The sequence below is a fragment of the Bradyrhizobium ivorense genome (genome assembly GCF_900696085.1).
GTDB classification, from domain to species: Bacteria; Pseudomonadota; Alphaproteobacteria; order Rhizobiales; family Xanthobacteraceae; genus Bradyrhizobium; species Bradyrhizobium ivorense.
The window spans coordinates 81,437-98,427 of sequence record NZ_CAADFC020000005.1 but is presented as its reverse complement, the minus strand read 5'-3'; the positions used below and the strand labels follow the sequence as shown (position 1 = coordinate 98,427).

Below are 16,991 nucleotides of genomic sequence, written 5' to 3'. Positions count from 1 at the left end.
CTACCCGATATCGAGCCGATAAACATCCTTAGCCGTCTGCAAGAACAGGGCCGTCTTCTCGACTTCGCTATATTGTGAAGCAAGCCGCTTGAAGGCGTTGAAGATCACCTGATAGCTGCACTGACCCTTATCAGGTGGGAAGTTGCTCTCGAACATGCAACGGCTGGGGCCGAACGCCTCGATGCAGGTCTCGACATAAGGCCGCCATGCGGCGGCGAGTTCCTCCGACGACGGCGGCTTGGGGCGAAGGTGGAAGTCATAGCCGAGCAGGCACATTGCCAGCCCGCCGAGCTTGACGACGACGTTCTGGCATTTGGCGATCTCCTGGATCGACGCCTTCCAGACCGGAAAGGCCTCGGCGCGCTTGCCGGCAAAGCGGCCGATGCCGACCGGCCCGCCGCAATGGTCGAGCACGATCCTGGTGTCGGGAAAGGCGCGGGCGAGGTCGGCAAGCTCGCCGATCTGCGGATGGAACAACCAGGCGTCGAAGCTGAGGCCGAGCGGCCCAAGGCAGGCAAATCCCTTGCGGAAGGTCGAATCGAGCAAAATGCCCTTCGGCCGGTTCGCGTACATGTGGGCGACGTTGGGGTCCTCGTCCCAGGCCGAGGAGTGGCGGATGCCGCGGAACCGGCCGTTACCGGCTGATATCTCCGCCTCCAGCACCGCCTTGGCCTGGTCGCCGATCAAAAGGTTAACGTGGCTGACGATGCCGGCGCAGATCCTGGCCTTGCCGTAGCCGCCGCTCGCCGACATCGCGGCAACGCCGTTGGCGAACTCGACCTCGCCGACCGGCTTGAAGGCTTCCGGGCCGTCGGCGCGGTACATCGAGCGGCAATCGACATAGACGGTGGCCACGATGTTGTGACCGGAGGCGATGTCGTCGCGCATGTCCTCGATCAGGTAGCGCAGCCCGCCGCGGTCCCAGAGATGGTGGTGCGGATCGACGATCGGCCTGGCGGGATCGATGATGTCTTCGGTGTATTGGGCGAGCCAGTCTTCGCGCGGATTGGCATAGAGCCCGCTCGCAGAGGCGGGCAGAGTGCTGGCCATGGATGATGCTCCCTGTTCTTGCTCTTGTCGGCCGCCGATACGATGTCGGCTACGGGAGGATAACGAGCGGCGTATCAGCGCGTCAAATGGGTCTGACGCCTTCGCGCTGTGTCATCATCCATGCGATGGCGGCGCCGCTGAACTGCACGAGGCTGCCAATCATCATCGACAACAACAATCCCTGCGTCCCACCGCCGGCGGCTGAATAGCACGCGCCGAGGACCGCGACCCCGATCGTCGCGCCGCTGATCCGCGCGACGTTGATCAGCGCGGCCGCCATGCCGGCGCGCGCCGCGGCGACGTGGCCGACGGCCATCGCCGAGAGCGGCCCCGACCCAAGGCCGAGCCCGAGGCCGGTGATCGCCAGTCCGAACTCGGCGGGTGCGATGTTCCGCTGCAGGCCGCCGGCGCCGATCAGCAGCAGGCCGATGCCCATCAGCGTCACGCCGCCGGAGGTCGCGACGCGAATGCCGAGCCGCTCCGACAGCGCGCCGGAGAATGGCGCGACCAAGATGAACACCAGCGACATCGGCAGCAGGGCCGCGGCGCTCGCGGCGGCATCGAGCCGTCCGCTGGCCTGCCAGGCCAGCGCCAGCACGAACACCATCCCGTATCCGCCAAAGGTCATGCCCAAAGTGGCGGCCATCGCGCCGCGGAACTCGGGCACCGCAAGGATGTCAGGCGAGAGCAGCGCCTCGGCGCCGCGCTTGCGTTCGATCGCGACGAACAGCGCCGCCGACAGCATCGCGATCATCAGGGCCGCGATCATCGCATGCGGCGAGGAGTGAGCACTGATGGCGGCATAGGTCAGGCTGCCGAGCGCCAGCGCGCCGAACAATTGCGCCGCCGCGTTGGCCGGGCGCGGCCGGGGATCCGACGATTCAGGGATCGCGTACCCGGCCAGGATCAGCGCCAGCACCGCGAACGGCACCACGACCAGGAAGATGCTGCGCCAGCCGAACCACGGCAGCAGCAATCCGCCGAGGCTCGGCCCCAGCGCCATCGCGACACCGTTGCAGGCGGCCCAGACACCGAGCGCGCGGGCGCGTTCGCCCGGCTGATCCCAGACCACCCGGATGATGGCGAGCGAGGCCGGAATCATCAGCGCGCCGCCGGCGCCGGTGAGCGCGCGTCCGAGGATCAGCACCGGCGCGGTCGGCGCGGCCGCGCATACAAGCGAAGCGGCGGTGAAGATCAGTCCGCCGACCAACAGGATCCGGCGCCGGCCATGAATGTCGGCGAGCATGCCGCCGGTCAGCAGCGACACCGCATAGACGAGGTTGTAGCTGTCGACGATCCATTGCAGTTCGCCCATGCTGGCGTCGAAATGCTCGCCGATCGCGCGTGCGCCGAGATTGACGATGAAAGTATCGATCTGCGCGATCATCACCACGAGGCACAGTGTCAGCAGCGTCAGCCGATGCGACGCGCGCGTGACCATCCGATTACGCCGAAGCATATCGTCCATGGCAGATCCTGTTGTCTGGTTAGGCGGGGCGCTCAGGCCTTGCTGTTCAAGCCTTGGCCGCAGCGCGCTTGGCGCGGGCGCGCTGCTGCGGCGAGACCGTGGGCCGCGTGCCGCCGGCGACCCATTCGTCGTAGAACTCGATCTTGGCGTCGACCAGCGCCAGCGCTTCGGTCCATTTGGCGATCATGGCCTTGACGCGGCGCTGGTGCTCGGCGAGCAGGGCGCGGCGCTTGCGCAAGGTCGTGCTGCCCTGCTTCACCAGCGCGGTGTATTCGCGCAGCTGCCGGATCGACATGCCGGTCAGGCGCAGCCGCTCCATCAGTTCGAGCCAGCCGATGTGATAGTCGCTGTAGACGCGGCGGCGGCCGCGGTCGCGGGTCACGCCGGGCATCAGGCCCTGCGCCTCGTACCAGCGGATGGTGTGCACGCTGCGGCCGGTGCGGCGCGCGATGTCGCCGATATAGAGCGCGCCCGGCACGGCTTGCGGATGCGGCGTCCGGGCGTCCATCAGAGACAGACCGCCTTCATCGCGCCGGCCGGATAGCGCTCGCCGGCCGCAGCGCCGGGCGGGATCGCCGCGGAAATCTGCGCCAGCTCGGTCGGCGACAGCGTCACGGCGAGCGCGCCGATGTTCTCGTCCAGCCGCGTCAGCTGCTTGGTGCCGGGGATCGGCACGATGTCCTGTCCCTGCGCCAGCAGCCAGGCCAGCACCAGCTGCGCCGGCGTGCAGGTCTTGGTGCGCGCGATCGCGACGATCTGGCCGACCAGGTCGCGGTTGCGGGCAAAATTGTCGCCGGCAAAACGCGGATGGTCGCCGCGGCGATCGCCGGCAATGTCGGCCTGCGACTGGATCTGCCCGGTCAGGAAGCCGCGGCCGAGCGGCGAATAGGCGACGAAGGCGATGCCGAGCGCGCGCGTCGCGTCGAGGGTCTCCTCGGCCTCGCTGCGGTAGAGCAGGGAATATTCGGTCTGCACCGCCGCAAGCCTGTGGACCTTGTGGGCGCGACGGATGGTTTCGGGACGCGCCTCGCACAGGCAGAGGTGGCGGACCTTGCCCTGCTCGACCAGACGCGCCATCGCGCCGACAGTCTCCTCGATCGGCACATTCGGATCGACGCGGTGCTGGTAATAGAGGTCGATGGTCTCGATGCCGAGCCGCTTCAGGCTCGCCTCGCAGGCCTGCTGAACATAGGCCGGCCGGCCGTCGACGCCCATTCCGGTCGCGGTCTTCACCTGGCCGAACTTGGTCGCGATCACGACCTTGTCGCGCAGGCCCTTCAGCGAGCGGCCGAGCAGCTCCTCATTGTGACCGAAGCCATAGAGGTCGGCGCTATCGAGGAAGTTGATCCCCTTGTCGATGGCCGCGCGGATGAAGTCGGGCGTCGCGGCATCGTCATTGGCGCCATAGACGCCGGACAGCGACATGCAGCCGAGCCCGATGGCGGAAACCTGGGGGCCGTCATTGCCGAGCTTGCGGTGCGGGAGAGTGCTGGTTGCTGCCATGGGACTGATCCTTGTTGCGGTGGTCTGCGGACCGTTCCAAGTCAACATGCTAGAGCATGCTCTAGGTCAAGCGTGAAAATCGCCGGCTAACGCAATCGTGCGTGTCGGCAACGCGCCCGCGCCGACCGTCAGCCGGCCGCAGGAGCGGTCGCGGTACCGGCAATGATCGATCGGGCTCGGTCGACGAAGGCGTCGCCTGCTCGGCCCGCCAGGTGGCGATGACCGAGGCGATCACCAGCAGCCCGCCGAACAGCATCGAGGCCGAAAACGGCTCGCCCAGCACCAGCGTTCCGAGCAGCACCGCGATAATCGGATTGACGAAGATGTAGGTCGAAACCATCGATGTCGAGACGTTGCCGAGCAGCCAGCGAAATGCCGCGAAGCCGATCACGCTGCCGGCGATGGCGAGGTAAGCGACGGCTGCGAGCGACACCGGCGAAGCATTGTGCAACGAGAATTCGCCGAACTCACCGGATGTAAGGCTGACCGCAAACAGCACTGCGCCGCCGATCGATAATTGCATCCCCGCGGATAGCGTCGAGGATTCATGGTTCGACGTTCGGCGCGACAGCACGGTGCCGGCTGCCCAAGATAGTGACGCGCCGAGCAGCAGGATGATCGGCAGCACGCTGACGTTGCTGTGACCGGCCGATTGCCAGGCCACGATCGCGACCCCGGCCAGGCCTGGCAGCAGGGCGGCCAGCGTCATTGCCTTGGGGCGGCGGGTTTGCGGAAACAGGAAATCGATCAGCAGGATCCAGAACGGGATCGTGGCCAGCAGGATGGCCGCGATTCCCGAGGGAACCGATTGCTGGGCATAGGCGAGAACGCCGTGACAGCCGACGAAGAATAACACGCCACAGGTCGCCGCATTGACCCAGCTCGACAGCGACGTGTGCATCACGCCGCGGCCGTTCAGCGCCACCAGGATCAGGCCGCCGCCGAGCGAGCGCAGCGCCATCAAAAGGAACGGCGGGATCGACTTCAGGCCGAGTGCGATCGCGAAATAGGTGGAACCCCAGAGCAGATAAATCGCCGCGAATGCGCCGAGGATCAGAACGCGCTTGGACATGGCAAGCTCCCGCGCTAGATTGCACGCAACCCCTTATGAGGTTATATCTAGCCTAACCCCTTAAGGGGTTGCAAGTTCCGAAGGGAGCCGGCGGATCATGTCGCATATGACCTCGGCCGAAGCATCGGCCCGGCAAGAGCTCAGCATCCGATTCGTCAATACCGTCGCGTGGCGGCGGCGCGACCTGGTCGAGGAGCGGATCGCCACGCCGGACGCGGCGCTGAAATGGCTTGTCGATGTGGAACTGGCGGATCGCCAGTTGGTCACGCAGCTCAAGGCGCGATGGAAGTCTGCGCCGCGGGAGGCGGAAGCCTTTCTGGCGACGATGCATGCGCTCCGCGAGGCGATCTACCAGATTTTCGCGGCCCAGATCGGCGGCGGCAAGGTCGATGCGGCAGCGCTGGCCGCGCTCAACCGGTGGCTCGGAACCCCGTTCGGCGGGCTTGCACTCGGTCCCGCCGGAAGCGGGCTGCGATGGCAGCCGACCACGGAGAAGGTCGTGCCCGAGATGCTGCTGAAGCCGATCGCATGGTCGGCGGTCAGCCTTCTGACCGGTCCGCGCGCGCAGAAGATCAAGCAGTGCCAGGACGAGCGCGGCTGCGGATCGCTGTTCGTCGACGAGAGCCGCGCGCAGAACCGGCGTTGGTGCTCGATGGGCGATTGCGGCAATCTCGCCAAATCACGCCGGCATTACCTGCGTGCGCAGGCGGAAGATTAAGCGTCACACGCCGTCGAGGATGATCACCGTCGGCGTCGCCGGCAGCGAGTCGCGCGATATCCTCAAGGTGCGCTCGCCGCCGCGCCGGTCGATCTCGAATTGCTGGCCGATCAGGCGCATGAATTCGTCGAGCGGGGTCGAGAAGCGGTGCATCGGCAGCACCACCGAAGCGCGCAGCCGTTTGGTGATTTCCGAGACGCCGTCGAGCGACATCGTATAGGTGCCGTCGATCGGCACCATCAAGATGTCGAGCCGGCCGATCGCCGCGAAATGACTGTCGTCGAGCTTGTGATGCAGATGGCCGAGATGGCCGATGCAGAGCCCGGCGACCTCGAAGATGAAGATCGAATTGCCGTCCTTGATCATCTCGCCGCCGGAGCCTTCGCCCCAGTAGCGGCGGATGTCGGTGGTGACGTTGCGGATGTAGACGTCGCCGATCCGCTCCGCGTAGTGCGCGGCCTGCCCCTTCTCGCCCCAGCCGTGCATCACATGGGGAATCTTCGGATCCGGAAACAGCGTGTAGTGGGTCTCGTGCGCGCGGTTCATGGTGACGACGTCGGGCAGCCGTCCGGTGCGATAGGCGCCGTTGTAGTCGGTCGCGATGCGGATGCCGCCCGGCGTGTCGATGTAATAGGTCGAGTGGCCGCCATAGGTGATCGCGACCTCGTCGGCCTTTGCCGCGACGCGCCGGTAGCTCACCGGGACCGCCCGCGGCGGCGCATTCGCCATCGCCAGGCATTCGCTGCGCTGGGCGTCCTGCGCCCAGGCCTGACTGACAAGCGATCCCAACAAGGCGAGCACGGCAAGCAATCGCGGCATGACACGGTCCGTCTTCGGAGACATCGGCGGCCGCTAGCCTATCGCGCAATTGGCCAGCCGTCATGATGAGACAGGCGCATCGCTCCATGGCGCGCGCTGCAAGGCGACTTTAGTGATTGGGCGCGCCGGACGAGCTATCATCCCAGCCAACGACCACGATCAGGGAGTTCGCCGTGACCGACGATGTTTCGATACCGCGCGCGCCTTCGACAAAACGGCTGGAGCCGCTGCGTCATGTCGATGCCGGCGTGCTCAACATCGGCTATTACGAGGCCGGCCCCGCCGATGGCCCGGCCGTGATGCTGATGCACGGTTTTCCCTACGACATCCATTCCTATGTCGACGTCGCGCCGCTGCTGGCGGCACAGGGTTGTCGCGTGATCGTCCCCTATCTGCGCGGCTACGGACCGACGACATTCCGCGACAAGGCGACGCCGCGCTCCGGCGAGCAGGCGGCGGTCGGTGCCGATATGATGGCGCTGATGGATGCGCTTGGCATCAGCCGCGCGGTGTTCGCCGGCTATGACTGGGGCGGCCGCGCCGCGTGCGTCGGCGCCGCGCTGTGGCCGGATCGCTGCATCGGGCTCGTCAGCGTCAACAGCTACCTGATCCAGGACATCGCCAACGCGATGGCGCCGATGCGGCCGGAGCGCGAGGCGGCTTACTGGTATCAGTACTATTTCCAGATCGAGCGCGGCCGCGCCGGGCTCGCCGCCAACCGCCGCGGCATCGCAAAACTGTTATGGTCGCAGTGGTCGCCGAACTGGGCATTCGACGATGCTTGCTTCGAGCGCACCGCTGCGGCGTTCGACAACCCTGATTATGTCGACGTGGTGGTCCACAGCTATCGCCATCGCTACGGGCTCGCCGAGGGCGATCCACGCTATGCCGAACTGCAGCGCCGCCTCGCCGCACTGCCTGACATCACCGTGCCCACCATCACGCTTGATGGCGCCGGTGACGGCGTCGCGCCCGCGACCGACGGCAGCGCCAGCGCGGGCCGGTTCACCGGCCGCCGGGTGCATCGCGTGATCCCGAGCGCCGGCCACAACCTGCCGCAAGAGGCGCCCGAGGCATTCGCTGCGGCTGTGATCGAACTGATCAAGGACTAGGCAGGTCCGAACGGATCGGCGTCAGCGTCGCTTGGCCGCTTGCGCCGTGCCTTGCCGCACGACCGCTTCGGCCCTATTGATGATGCTCATATGATTTCAAGCGACGAATTTCAGCATCTGACAGATTCGATTTACGAGGCTGCGGTCGTGCCCGAGTTGTGGCCGACCGTGTTGGGCCGGCTGTCGGGCCTCATCGACGGTGCCGGCGGCGTGCTGTTCACCACCAATCTCGACCGGATGCGTTGGGAAGCCTCGCCCGACATTCACGACACGATGGTGGAATTTCTCCGCGACGGCTGGGCCGAGAAGAATCCGCGCCCGACGCGGATGCGGGAGAGCGCGCTGCTCGGATTCGCGTGTGACCATGATCACTTCTCGCCGGAAGAACTCGCCAGCGATCCGGTCTACGAGTTCTATCGCAGGCGCGGCCTCGGCTGGGCGGTCGGAACCATGTTCGACGTGCCGAGCGGCGATACCATCATCTTCTCGTTCGAGCGACGTCATGAGATCGGCCCGGTCGACCGCAGCATGATCGGGTTCTTCGATTCGCTTCGGCCGCATCTTGCGCGCGCCGCTCTGCTCGGCGCACGCCGTGGGCTGGAGAAGGCGCGCGCGATGGCTCACGTGCTCGCCGAAGTCGGCTTGCCCGCGGCGGTTCTGCGCGGACCGGGTCGGTTGTACGCCGCCAATCCGCTGTTCGAGGCGCTGGTGCCGGAGGTCTGCCGCGACCGGCTCGAACGGCTGGCGTTTACCGACCCGGCGGTCGACCGCCTGTTCGCCGACGGGCTGGAGATGCTTGCGCAGGCGCGGCTCCAGCCCGATGCGCGTAGCGTCTGTTCGATTCCGATCCCGGCCCAGAACGACAAGGTGCCGATGATCGTCCATGTGCTGCCGGTGCGGCGGACCGCGCAGGACTTCTTCTCGCTGGCGTCGGCATTGGTGGTGATCACGCCGGTCGATCGCACGGTGGTGCCGAACGCAGAGCTGCTCACCGGCCTGTTCGATCTGACCCCGGCCGAGGCCCGCGTCGCGCGCGGCATCGCCGCCGGCCTGACACTTGATGTCATCGGCAAGGACGTCGGTGTCGCGCGCGATACCGTGCGCAACCAGCTCAAGGCGGTCTTTGCCAAGACCGGGCTCAATCGCCAGGCCGATCTGGTTGCCTTGCTTGGCGGGCTCACGCTTCCAGGGGCCGATTGATCCCGCGCCGGCGGCTCAGGCGGTCGAGAGCCGGTCGAGCAGCGCCAGCATGACCGGCGCGTCGGGGATCGGCAGCACGGCATCGATTCGTTCGATCAGGCGCGACTGCAGCAGGCTGTTGCGCGCCTTGCCAATGGTGCCGAGCGGGCCGCGAAAGCCGTGCTCCTCCCAGGCGAGCTCGAGCAGGCTTTCGCTGATCAGCGCATCGATCAGCTCGTCGGCGCTGCGATCGACGCTGATCAGGGGGTGGGCGGAGAAGGCGGTCGGCTTGGGGTAGAGGATCACCGGTTTCGAAGGTGCGTTGGCCTCGACCCGCTTCCAGCGGTCGGCATCCTGCAGCACCCACTCGATCAGCTGGTTCTCGTAGCCGACGATCATCGGCTGGGCGCCGGCGCCGCCGGCGATGTAATCGTCGAACAGTTTTCCCGACGACGGTGGCTTGTAGCCCATGCGGCGGAACACGGTCGCGACGTCGCCGTCGATCTTGCCGAGCGAGTCGAGCGCGATGACGTCGCCGCTCAACAGGCTCGCGGTCAGCCCGGCGAACATGAACCCGGAATTCGACTTGTTGGGATCGGTCGAGACCACGCGGGCGCGGCCGAACAGGCCGCTCACGCCGATCGCCTCCCAGCTCTCGCCGGCGATGATCGCCTTCAGCACCTTGAGCAGGTCGACCGTGTAGCGCGGGCCGCCGGCGGGCTCGGCGAAGCCGGCCTTGACCAGGCCGTCGGCGATGCGATCCCAGGAATACAGCACGATCGGCGAATTGAAGATCACCTGGTCGCGCGAGATCTTGACGCCGGAGCTGCGCGCAACGTCGACCAGCACGGAGGAGGACGGCCACAGAAATTGCGGCTTCTGGTCGAGCAGCGTGCGCTCGCGCACCATCTCCACCGAGCCGGCGCGGCGCGCGTCGAGGATCAGCCCGAATCGCCGCTCCAGCACGCTGCGGACGCGCGCATTGGCCAGAAAGCCTTCCTTCTCGCCGCCGGCGAATCCAAACAGCCGCTTCGGCTCGCCGAACCGGCCCGCGATCTCCGGATGCTGCCGCAGATAGACATAGCCACCCGTGCCGGCAGCGCTCGCGGCCAAAAGTCCAATGCCAAAAGCCCGACGGGAAATGGCCATCAGGCTCTCCTCTTGCTCGGATCCGACGGTGCAGGAAGGGCCGAGGTCCCGAGATCCTCATCGAGCGAGCTCTTCAACAGTTTTAGCTCGATGTCGAGATTGTCGAGGTCGGCCTCCTGCAGGTTGGCCGCATAGTGCGTGAAGGCGGTGTCGAGGCGGTCGATCAGATCGCTGGTCGAGACCAGCCGCGTAGTGTCGCGGTTGCCGCTCTTCTCGAGCACGGCATAGGCCTCGGCGAGATCAGCGGCGCGCGGCAAGTAATAGGTCAGGAAGCGGCGCACCCGGTCGACGCGCAGCGGGTCTTCCTCGATGCCGGCGAAGATCTCGCGCGAGGTCCGCGCCAAATGGCGGACGCGCTCGGCGACCTTCTTGGTCTGGATCGTGCTGACCGCGACCTCGAGCCGGATCGCCAGCGGCTCGGCGTCGGTCAGGAGCTCGCGCGCGAATTCGATCTTGCCGCGCGCCGCGCCACTGTTGTCGAGCCCCTCGAACATTTTGCGCGGCGCGAGCAGTGCCACCACGCCGCCGCCGGCGATGACGCTGATCAGACCGGCGGCCCAGAACGGCATACCGACGCCGACCGCGAGCAGCGGCAACAGCACGGCGGCGCCGGCGCCGCCCGCGATCCAGTTCATGCCTGACCACGCCGATGGCATTCAGTTGTATCCCCGCACGGCACGAAACGCCTGGGTCAGGCTCTTGGTGCCGTCAAACACCCGGCCGCCGGTCAGGGTCGCCAGATTGTCGAGCTGGCTGCGGTCGGCGCTGTCGCCGAAGGTCACGCCGAACACCGGCACCCGGTGTCCGTCCGACCGCCATGGCATCTCGAAGGTCGACATGGCGCCCTGGCTCTTGCCGTCGGTCATGATGACAATAGCAGGCAGGTGTTGCTCACGGTCAAGAAACGGTTTCATGGCGGCCAGCGCCCGCGCGGCGCAGGTGTAGAAGTCGGTTCCGCCATCGGCGCGCAGCTTCAGCGTTTTGCCCAGCAGATCGGCCTGCGCCGCATCGTCGCCGCCGGCGGTCGCCGTCCACAACACGTGGTCGCTGAACGGCAGCACGATGATCTGATCTTCCCGCGACCACTGCACCAGCACCTCGCGGGTCCGCGCCGGCGTGAACAGAAACCGCATTGCATCGAGCAGTTGGGATTCGCCGTTGCCCTGCATGCTGCCGGAGACGTCGAGGCACAGCGCGGTCAGTGACGGCCGCCGCAAGGCCTCCTGATAAAGCGCCAGCGCTTTCTGGATCACGGCGGGTTCCGGCGGCCGCACCACCGTGAGCGGCCGGCCAGGATCGAGATTGGTAGCCGGGTCGGCCTTGAGCGGGGCCGCGCGTCCCAGCTCGACGCGACGCCCGGTCGCTGCGATCCGCGCCTGGGTTTCGTTCTTGAGCAGGAAGGCCTGCAGGTCGTTGAAGAAGGCCTCGACCTCCTTGCCGCGGCCGCGATCGACAAAGCCGAGCGGAGAATCGCCGACCGAGACGCCGTCCTCGGGATAGATCGCGTAAAGCGGCTCCTGGTGATTGGCGATCAGCTTGTCGTTGGTCTCCTTGATCACCGCCTCGTAGTTCCACATCGCGTCGTACTTCGCGCCGGTCCGCTCGCCCTCGCGATAGAGATCGGCGAGCCAGCCGCTGGAGCCCGACGAACGCTGCACGCCGCGCAAGAGGCCGCGCACGGTGGCGAGCACCTCGGGCTTGTCGAGGTCGCCGGATTCGATCAGATCGGGCTTGCCGATTCCGGCCGCCAGCATCGCGAGATAGGCGGCGGCGCCGGAGTTCGACTGCGTCGCCGACGTCATCAGGAAGCGCAGCTTGCCGCTTTCCACCGCGCCGAGGATGTCCTTGGTCTTCACCTTGGCGCCGATCCAGCCCAGCGCCTGCGCTTCCGAGCGCCGCACGCCGAGGATCACCGGCATCTGCGCGATCGACTTCACCGACTTGACCCGCCGTGCGGTGTCGTACATGTCGATCCAGATCGACGCCGCCGGCCAGACCGCGTCGGCGTCGGGATCGCCGCCGGGCTTGAGCGCCAGTGCGATATCCAGCGAGCCCTGGTAGCGCACCGTGCAGGTCGCTTGGCGCGACGCGCAGAACTCCTGCACCATCGGCGCCAGCACGTCGTTCTCGGAGCCGGACAGGATGGTGAATTGCGGACCCGGCGCCGAACAGGCGGCGAGACCGAGCGCGAGCAACAGGCCGGCCACGAACTTCGCAGCGGACCTTGGGACGGCGAGGCTCATGTGGGCGACTTGGACAGCGCGGTTTTGAGCTGGTCGGTCAGTTGCGCCATCCGCTGCTCGATCTCGGCCCGCTTCTTGCGGCCCTCTTCCTGGACGTTGAGCACGCCCGAGATCGTGTCGAGCAGATCGCGATTGGTCTTTTCCAGCGTCTCGATATCGACAATGCCGCGTTGCGACTGCTTCTCGATGTCGATCGCCTGCGTCTTCATCATTTCCGACGCCTGCCGCATCATCTCGTTGGTCGCGTCTGTGACCGTCTTCTGCAGGTCGAGCGCCGATTTCTGCCTGGACAGGCCGAGCAGCAGGATCATCTTCTGCTTCCACACCGGGATGGTGAGCTCGGTGGTGGCCTGCAGGTTCTCGATCAGCGTCTCGTCGCCGGACTGCACGATGCGGATCTGCGGCAATTGCTGGATGCCGATCTGGCGCGCCTGCTGCAAATAGAAGATGCGCTTCTCGAGCCGGTCGAGCGCCTGCGCGGCGTCCTGGAAGGTCTGGGCCGCCAGCAACGCGTCGCTACCTTGGCCGGCCGCCTTCGCGGCCTGCTCCAGCTCGACCAGCTTGCCGCGGCGGAAATCCTCGACAAAGGCCTTGCCGGCCGCGATATGCGAATCGAGGTCGACCAGCGAGTCCTTGGTCTGCTCATGCAACTCGTCCAGCACCGCGATGTCGCGGCGCAGGGTTTCCTTGTTGCGGTCGAGCTCGACGCAGACCCGGTCGATCTGCGAGGAGACGGTGCCGAACTGCTCGGTGAAGCGGCGCAGCCGCGCCTCCATCGAGGAGAACAGGCGGGTGAGGAAGTTGCCATCCCTGAGCGCGGCCGGATCGAGGTTGCGCGCCTTGGCGAGGATGTCCGACAGCAGCTTGCCGGTGGTGCCGAGCTCGCGGTTCTGGGTCTGGGCGAGGATGCGGTCGGCGAACTCGACCGCTGAACGCTGGGCGCGATCGCCGAAGGTGACGATACGCGAGCGGTCGGCGATGTCGATCTCCGACCTGATACGTGCGACTGCGGACGCATCGACCACCACCGCCGGGACATTGATGGTTTCGCTCATCCGCTTCCTCTCCTGTGCTTTTTGCCCTCGGGCAAGACATGGTATCGGGTCAAGACCCCAGCAAGATAACGATCGCACTCGAACGATTCGATGACAGCGCAGGGGCTGTCCCTGTTATCCAAGTCGCGGGAAATCCGTTTCTGGTTCAACGGGATAGGGAAATATCCGAGGACCAGAGGTGGGTCATCCGCGCCGCGGGCTAAGCTTCCAGGCGGTGGCGAGCGTGATCAGCGTCAGAATGCCGCTGACAATCGCGGCAAGGGGGATCGTCAGGGCCAGCGCCGCGGTTGCGGCCCAGCCGATCGAGCAGAACGCCTCGGCGAAGGTCGCGACCCGCGACGAGGTTTGGCGCCGGCGGAATTGGCTGCGCTTGGCTTGCGCGCGGAACCAGAGCTGGATCGCGGCAGCCGACGCGGTCGCGATGATGACTGCCGTGGTGGTGACCGCGGCCTGCGCGAGCGAGGCAAAGGCCAGCGCGATGATCATCGGCGCAAACACGGCGGCGATCGCAATCAAGACCACCTCGATCTTGGCACGGGTCACCCGCGACGGCGGCAGCGGCGCGGTCGCCACCAGATCGTGGGCATCCTCGCCCGAAATCGTCAGCCAGGCGAGCCCGCCGGCGAGCTGGCCTGCGGCCATCACCACGACCGGCGTGATCAGGATGATCGCAGTCGAAGAGTCGGAGAAGCTGCGCCACAGCATCAAGGCCGGCGGCACCAGATAGAGCATCTGCATCAGGCTCTGCGACAGCAGCCAGGGATCGCGGCGCAGCAGCAGAAATTCCTTCCGGCGCAGCGCGTGCTGGCGTGAGCCGACGCGGAAGCTGCGGGAGCGCCCGCGCGTGGTGACGGCCGGATTGGCCGCCACGCTTGCGACCGTGTCGGCGAAGCGCGGCGCGAACACCGCCATGACGACGCCGAGCATCACGAGCCCGCCGGCGATCAGCAGCATCGTCATGCCGACATCGCCCAGTGCGGCGCGGGCCGGCCACCACACGATATTGTCGGGGCCGGGAGCAATGCGCGCCGCGGTGTCGGAGCTGAGGAACGCAAAGCGCGACAGCGTGCCGTAGGACAACACGGCGACGACCTGCAGCGCGATGACGAAGCCGGCGCCGATGATGGCGGAGACGATCTGCGCCACCAGCCGCGTCCGGCTCGGGCCGATCAGGCGGAACAGCCACACGGTGACGGCGATCGCGGTGGCGGTCGCCGACAGCCCGATCGCGATAACGACGCCGAAGCCGGCGAGCCAGTGCGCGCCGCCGAGATACGCCAGCACGTCGATGAACGGCACCGACAGCAGCAGCGCCATGCTGCTCACCGTCAGCGCGATCGCGGCGATGCGCACCGAGAAGATGTTGGTGAGCTTGGCCGGCGACGACATGATCAGGTCGAGATCGGCGCGGGCGTAGAACACGCGCGTCACCGATTCGATCGCCTGCGACAGCATCAGGGCCCACGACAGGAAGATGGTTCCGCTCAGCACGATCAGCGCCGACGGATCGAGCGGAAATTGCAGCTCGGCGAAGCGGCCGACCACGGCATAGGCCGGCAAGTGCAGGATCGCGGCGAAGACGATCAATCCGATCACCGCGCGATTGCGGCGGCGCCGGCCGCCGGTCATCATCGCCAGCCATTCGCGCCAGGCGAGGCGGAATTCGTGGCGGGCGAACCAGCCGATGTGGGCGGCCGAGCTCACGCCGCCGCCGCTTCGGTATCAACCAGCGCGATGAACATATCTTCCAGGCTGGTGTCGTTGCGGCCGTTCTGTTGGCGCAGCTCGGCCAGCGTGCCCTCGGCAATCAGCCGGCCGGCGGCGATCACACCGATCCGGTCGGCCATGCGCTCGGCGACCTCGAGAATATGGGTGGTCATGATCACGGTGCAGCCGGCGCGCACGCGTTGCTGCAGCAGTCCCTTGACGTGACGGGCCGACAGCGCGTCGAGGCCGGTCAGCGGCTCGTCGAGAATGATCAGGCGGGGATCGTGCACCAGCGCGCCGGCCAGCGCCACCTTCTGGCGCATGCCCTTGGAAAAGCCTTCGCAGCGCTCGTTGAGGTGCGCCTCGAGCCCGAGCGAGATCAAGAGGTCGCGCGCCGAGGTTTCCGATTGCCTGGGATCGATGCCCCAGAGGCCGGCGACGAATTCGAGATATTCCAGCGGCGTCAGCTTGTCGTAGATCATCGGCTCGTCCGACACCCAGGCCATGATCTGCTTGGCGACGACCGGATCGGACAGCGCATCGATGCCGAGGATCGAGACCGTGCCGGCATCGGGCCGCAACAGCCCCGCCACCATGCGCAGCGTCGTGGTTTTGCCGGCGCCGTTCGGCCCGAGCAGCGCGTAGAACTCGCCGACGCGCACCGTGAGATCGAGCGCATCGACCGCCGGGCGGTCAAAACGCTTCGTTAACCCTCGCACGGCGAGTGCGGACAGTTCTGATGTCATGATTGGTCGCGATCCCGGACTTCGCTCATCGGTTGCGCACCTTGGAGAAAAACCGTTTCGGCGCGGTGAATCGTGGCAGGCAAATCGCGTGCGATACCCGTAATAGTCCGTACTGCGGCATTTCTCCGCAAATGTAATGAGCCAATACGGCCAGCGGTTTGTTGACAGGAACCGGGCCTTTTGGCTCAATCCCGGCAAGGGACATACGGCTTTCAGCGCTTGCGACACAAGGGCGCGAAGGCGGGATGCTCCAGGCGATCGGGAAGAATCGCCGGGGCATCGGGGAGGGAAACGATGCTGGACTTCGTTCAGCAGCTCGTCAGCGGCATCGCGCTCGGCTGCGTTTACGGCCTGATCGCGCTCGGCTTCGTGCTGGTCTACAAGGCAACCGAGGTCGTCAATTTCGCCCAAGGCGATTTGATGATGCTCGGCGGCTTCTTCGCCTTCACCTTCATCGGCATCCTCGGGCTGAATTACTGGATCGGCTTTGCCGGCGCCGTGATCTGCATGGCGCTGTTCGGCATGCTGGCCGAGCGGCTGGTGGTGCGCCCGATCCTCGGCTATCCGCAATTCTCCATCATCATGGCGACCATCGGGCTCGGCTATTTCCTGCGCTCGATCTCCGGCATGATCTGGGGCACCGACGATTTCAAGATCGAGACGCCGTTCAGCCAGGGCGTGCTGCGGATCGGCAGCCTGGTGCTGGCCTATGACAAGCTGTCGGTGATCGCCGCGACCGTCATTCTGTGCGCGCTGCTCTATCTGTTCTTCAACCGGACCACGCTCGGCACCGCGATGCGTGCGAGTTCCGAGAATATGCTGGCTGCCTATTACATGGGCATTCCGGTCAAGCGCGTGGTGTCGATCGTCTGGGCGATCTCGGCGGCGGTCGCGACCTGCGCCGGCGTGCTGCTGGCGCCGATCACCTTCATCCACTCCAATGTCGGACTGGTGCTCGGGCTGAAGGCGTTTCCCGCCGCGGTGCTCGGCGGCTTCGGCTCGATCCCTGGCGCCGTCGTCGGCGGCGTCCTGATCGGCGTGATCGAGAGCATGGCCGGCTTCTATCTGCCGCAGGGCTGGAAGGACGTCGCGCCGTACCTCGTGCTGCTCGCGGTGCTCTTGCTGAAGCCCGAGGGCCTGTTCGGCCTCCACGTGCGCAAGAAAGTCTGA

The 16,991-nt window shown here is 66.4% G+C and carries 16 protein-coding genes; 4 read left to right on the top strand and 12 right to left on the bottom strand.

Features of this window, described 5'->3' with window-relative positions; all coding sequences use genetic code 11:
• From CI41S_RS09265 to CI41S_RS09245, 5 genes are all read right to left on the bottom strand, one after another.
• Positions 1–1,050, bottom strand: coding sequence for an amidohydrolase family protein (locus CI41S_RS09265; RefSeq protein WP_139858678.1), 1,050 nt, complete (start codon positions 1,048–1,050; stop codon positions 1–3).
• 82 nt (positions 1,051–1,132) lie between these two features.
• A complete protein-coding gene (locus CI41S_RS09260; protein WP_139858677.1) occupies positions 1,133–2,518 on the bottom strand; it encodes an MFS transporter in 1,386 nt (461 codons plus the stop codon).
• A 46-nt stretch (positions 2,519–2,564) separates the two neighbouring features.
• A complete protein-coding gene (locus tag CI41S_RS09255; RefSeq protein ID WP_139858676.1) occupies positions 2,565–3,026 on the bottom strand; it encodes a MerR family transcriptional regulator in 462 nt (153 codons plus the stop codon).
• Positions 3,026–4,021, bottom strand: coding sequence for an aldo/keto reductase (locus CI41S_RS09250; protein WP_139858675.1), 996 nt, complete (start codon positions 4,019–4,021; stop codon positions 3,026–3,028). The genes CI41S_RS09255 and CI41S_RS09250 overlap by 1 nt, the downstream gene beginning before the upstream one ends.
• Positions 4,022–4,082: 61 nt before the next feature.
• On the bottom strand, positions 4,083–5,093 hold the full coding sequence (locus tag CI41S_RS09245; RefSeq protein ID WP_139858674.1) for an EamA family transporter: 1,011 nt from the start codon (positions 5,091–5,093) through the stop codon (positions 4,083–4,085).
• Between the two features lie 97 nt (positions 5,094–5,190).
• Here CI41S_RS09245 and CI41S_RS09240 point away from each other — a divergent pair, with 97 nt between their 5' ends.
• On the top strand, positions 5,191–5,811 hold the full coding sequence (locus CI41S_RS09240) for a CGNR zinc finger domain-containing protein (RefSeq protein ID WP_139858673.1): 621 nt from the start codon (positions 5,191–5,193) through the stop codon (positions 5,809–5,811).
• Positions 5,812–5,814: 3 nt separating this feature from the next.
• Here CI41S_RS09240 and CI41S_RS09235 read toward each other — a convergent pair whose 3' ends face one another.
• Positions 5,815–6,630 carry an MBL fold metallo-hydrolase gene (locus CI41S_RS09235; RefSeq protein WP_139858672.1) on the bottom strand — a complete coding sequence of 272 codons (816 nt, stop codon included), beginning with the start codon at positions 6,628–6,630 and terminating at the stop codon, positions 5,815–5,817.
• Between the two features lie 173 nt (positions 6,631–6,803).
• Here CI41S_RS09235 and CI41S_RS09230 point away from each other — a divergent pair, with 173 nt between their 5' ends.
• Together CI41S_RS09230 and CI41S_RS09225 are read left to right on the top strand one after the other, a co-directional pair.
• A complete protein-coding gene (locus tag CI41S_RS09230; protein WP_244622545.1) occupies positions 6,804–7,742 on the top strand; it encodes an alpha/beta fold hydrolase in 939 nt (312 codons plus the stop codon).
• A 90-nt stretch (positions 7,743–7,832) separates the two neighbouring features.
• A complete protein-coding gene (locus tag CI41S_RS09225) occupies positions 7,833–8,942 on the top strand; it encodes a helix-turn-helix transcriptional regulator (RefSeq protein WP_139858671.1) in 1,110 nt (369 codons plus the stop codon).
• Positions 8,943–8,957: 15 nt separating this feature from the next.
• Here CI41S_RS09225 and CI41S_RS09220 read toward each other — a convergent pair whose 3' ends face one another.
• From CI41S_RS09220 to CI41S_RS09195, 6 genes are all read right to left on the bottom strand, one after another.
• Positions 8,958–10,070, bottom strand: a complete 1,113-nt coding sequence (locus CI41S_RS09220; RefSeq protein WP_139858670.1) for a hypothetical protein — start codon at positions 10,068–10,070, stop codon at positions 8,958–8,960.
• Complete coding sequence (locus CI41S_RS09215; RefSeq protein ID WP_139858669.1) at positions 10,070–10,726, bottom strand: 5-bromo-4-chloroindolyl phosphate hydrolysis family protein; 657 nt, start codon at positions 10,724–10,726, stop codon at positions 10,070–10,072. Before CI41S_RS09215 ends, CI41S_RS09220 begins: the two co-directional genes overlap by 1 nt.
• Positions 10,727–12,313 (bottom strand): substrate-binding domain-containing protein, encoded by a 1,587-nt coding sequence (locus CI41S_RS09210; RefSeq protein ID WP_139858668.1) that lies wholly within the window; start codon positions 12,311–12,313, stop codon positions 10,727–10,729.
• Positions 12,310–13,368 (bottom strand): toxic anion resistance protein, encoded by a 1,059-nt coding sequence (locus CI41S_RS09205; RefSeq protein WP_139858667.1) that lies wholly within the window; start codon positions 13,366–13,368, stop codon positions 12,310–12,312. The genes CI41S_RS09210 and CI41S_RS09205 overlap by 4 nt, the downstream gene beginning before the upstream one ends.
• 183 nt (positions 13,369–13,551) lie before the next feature.
• Positions 13,552–15,072 carry a permease gene (locus CI41S_RS09200; protein ID WP_139858666.1) on the bottom strand — a complete coding sequence of 507 codons (1,521 nt, stop codon included), beginning with the start codon at positions 15,070–15,072 and terminating at the stop codon, positions 13,552–13,554.
• Entirely contained in the window at positions 15,069–15,821 is a 753-nt protein-coding gene (locus CI41S_RS09195) for an ABC transporter ATP-binding protein (protein WP_139858665.1), read from the bottom strand. Before CI41S_RS09195 ends, CI41S_RS09200 begins: the two co-directional genes overlap by 4 nt.
• Positions 15,822–16,115: 294 nt before the next feature.
• Here CI41S_RS09195 and CI41S_RS09190 point away from each other — a divergent pair, with 294 nt between their 5' ends.
• Positions 16,116–16,991 carry a branched-chain amino acid ABC transporter permease gene (locus CI41S_RS09190; protein WP_139487206.1) on the top strand — a complete coding sequence of 292 codons (876 nt, stop codon included), beginning with the start codon at positions 16,116–16,118 and terminating at the stop codon, positions 16,989–16,991.

Bases quoted from the DNA above. Each gene is read 5' to 3' on its own strand.
- CI41S_RS09265 (WP_139858678.1), bottom strand. From the start codon at position 1,050: ATGGCCAGCACTCTGCCCGCCTCTGCGAGCGGGCTCTATGCCAATCCG.
- CI41S_RS09260 (WP_139858677.1), bottom strand. From the start codon at position 2,518: ATGGACGATATGCTTCGGCGTAATCGGATGGTCACGCGCGCGTCGCAT.
- CI41S_RS09255 (WP_139858676.1), bottom strand. From the start codon at position 3,026: ATGGACGCCCGGACGCCGCATCCGCAAGCCGTGCCGGGCGCGCTCTAT.
- CI41S_RS09250 (WP_139858675.1), bottom strand. From the start codon at position 4,021: ATGGCAGCAACCAGCACTCTCCCGCACCGCAAGCTCGGCAATGACGGC.
- CI41S_RS09245 (WP_139858674.1), bottom strand. From the start codon at position 5,093: ATGTCCAAGCGCGTTCTGATCCTCGGCGCATTCGCGGCGATTTATCTG.
- CI41S_RS09240 (WP_139858673.1), top strand. From the start codon at position 5,191: ATGTCGCATATGACCTCGGCCGAAGCATCGGCCCGGCAAGAGCTCAGC.
- CI41S_RS09235 (WP_139858672.1), bottom strand. From the start codon at position 6,630: ATGCCGCGATTGCTTGCCGTGCTCGCCTTGTTGGGATCGCTTGTCAGT.
- CI41S_RS09225 (WP_139858671.1), top strand. From the start codon at position 7,833: ATGATTTCAAGCGACGAATTTCAGCATCTGACAGATTCGATTTACGAG.
- CI41S_RS09220 (WP_139858670.1), bottom strand. From the start codon at position 10,070: ATGGCCATTTCCCGTCGGGCTTTTGGCATTGGACTTTTGGCCGCGAGC.
- CI41S_RS09215 (WP_139858669.1), bottom strand. From the start codon at position 10,726: ATGCCATCGGCGTGGTCAGGCATGAACTGGATCGCGGGCGGCGCCGGC.
- CI41S_RS09210 (WP_139858668.1), bottom strand. From the start codon at position 12,313: ATGAGCCTCGCCGTCCCAAGGTCCGCTGCGAAGTTCGTGGCCGGCCTG.
- CI41S_RS09205 (WP_139858667.1), bottom strand. From the start codon at position 13,368: ATGAGCGAAACCATCAATGTCCCGGCGGTGGTGGTCGATGCGTCCGCA.
- CI41S_RS09195 (WP_139858665.1), bottom strand. From the start codon at position 15,821: ATGACATCAGAACTGTCCGCACTCGCCGTGCGAGGGTTAACGAAGCGT.
- CI41S_RS09190 (WP_139487206.1), top strand. From the start codon at position 16,116: ATGCTGGACTTCGTTCAGCAGCTCGTCAGCGGCATCGCGCTCGGCTGC.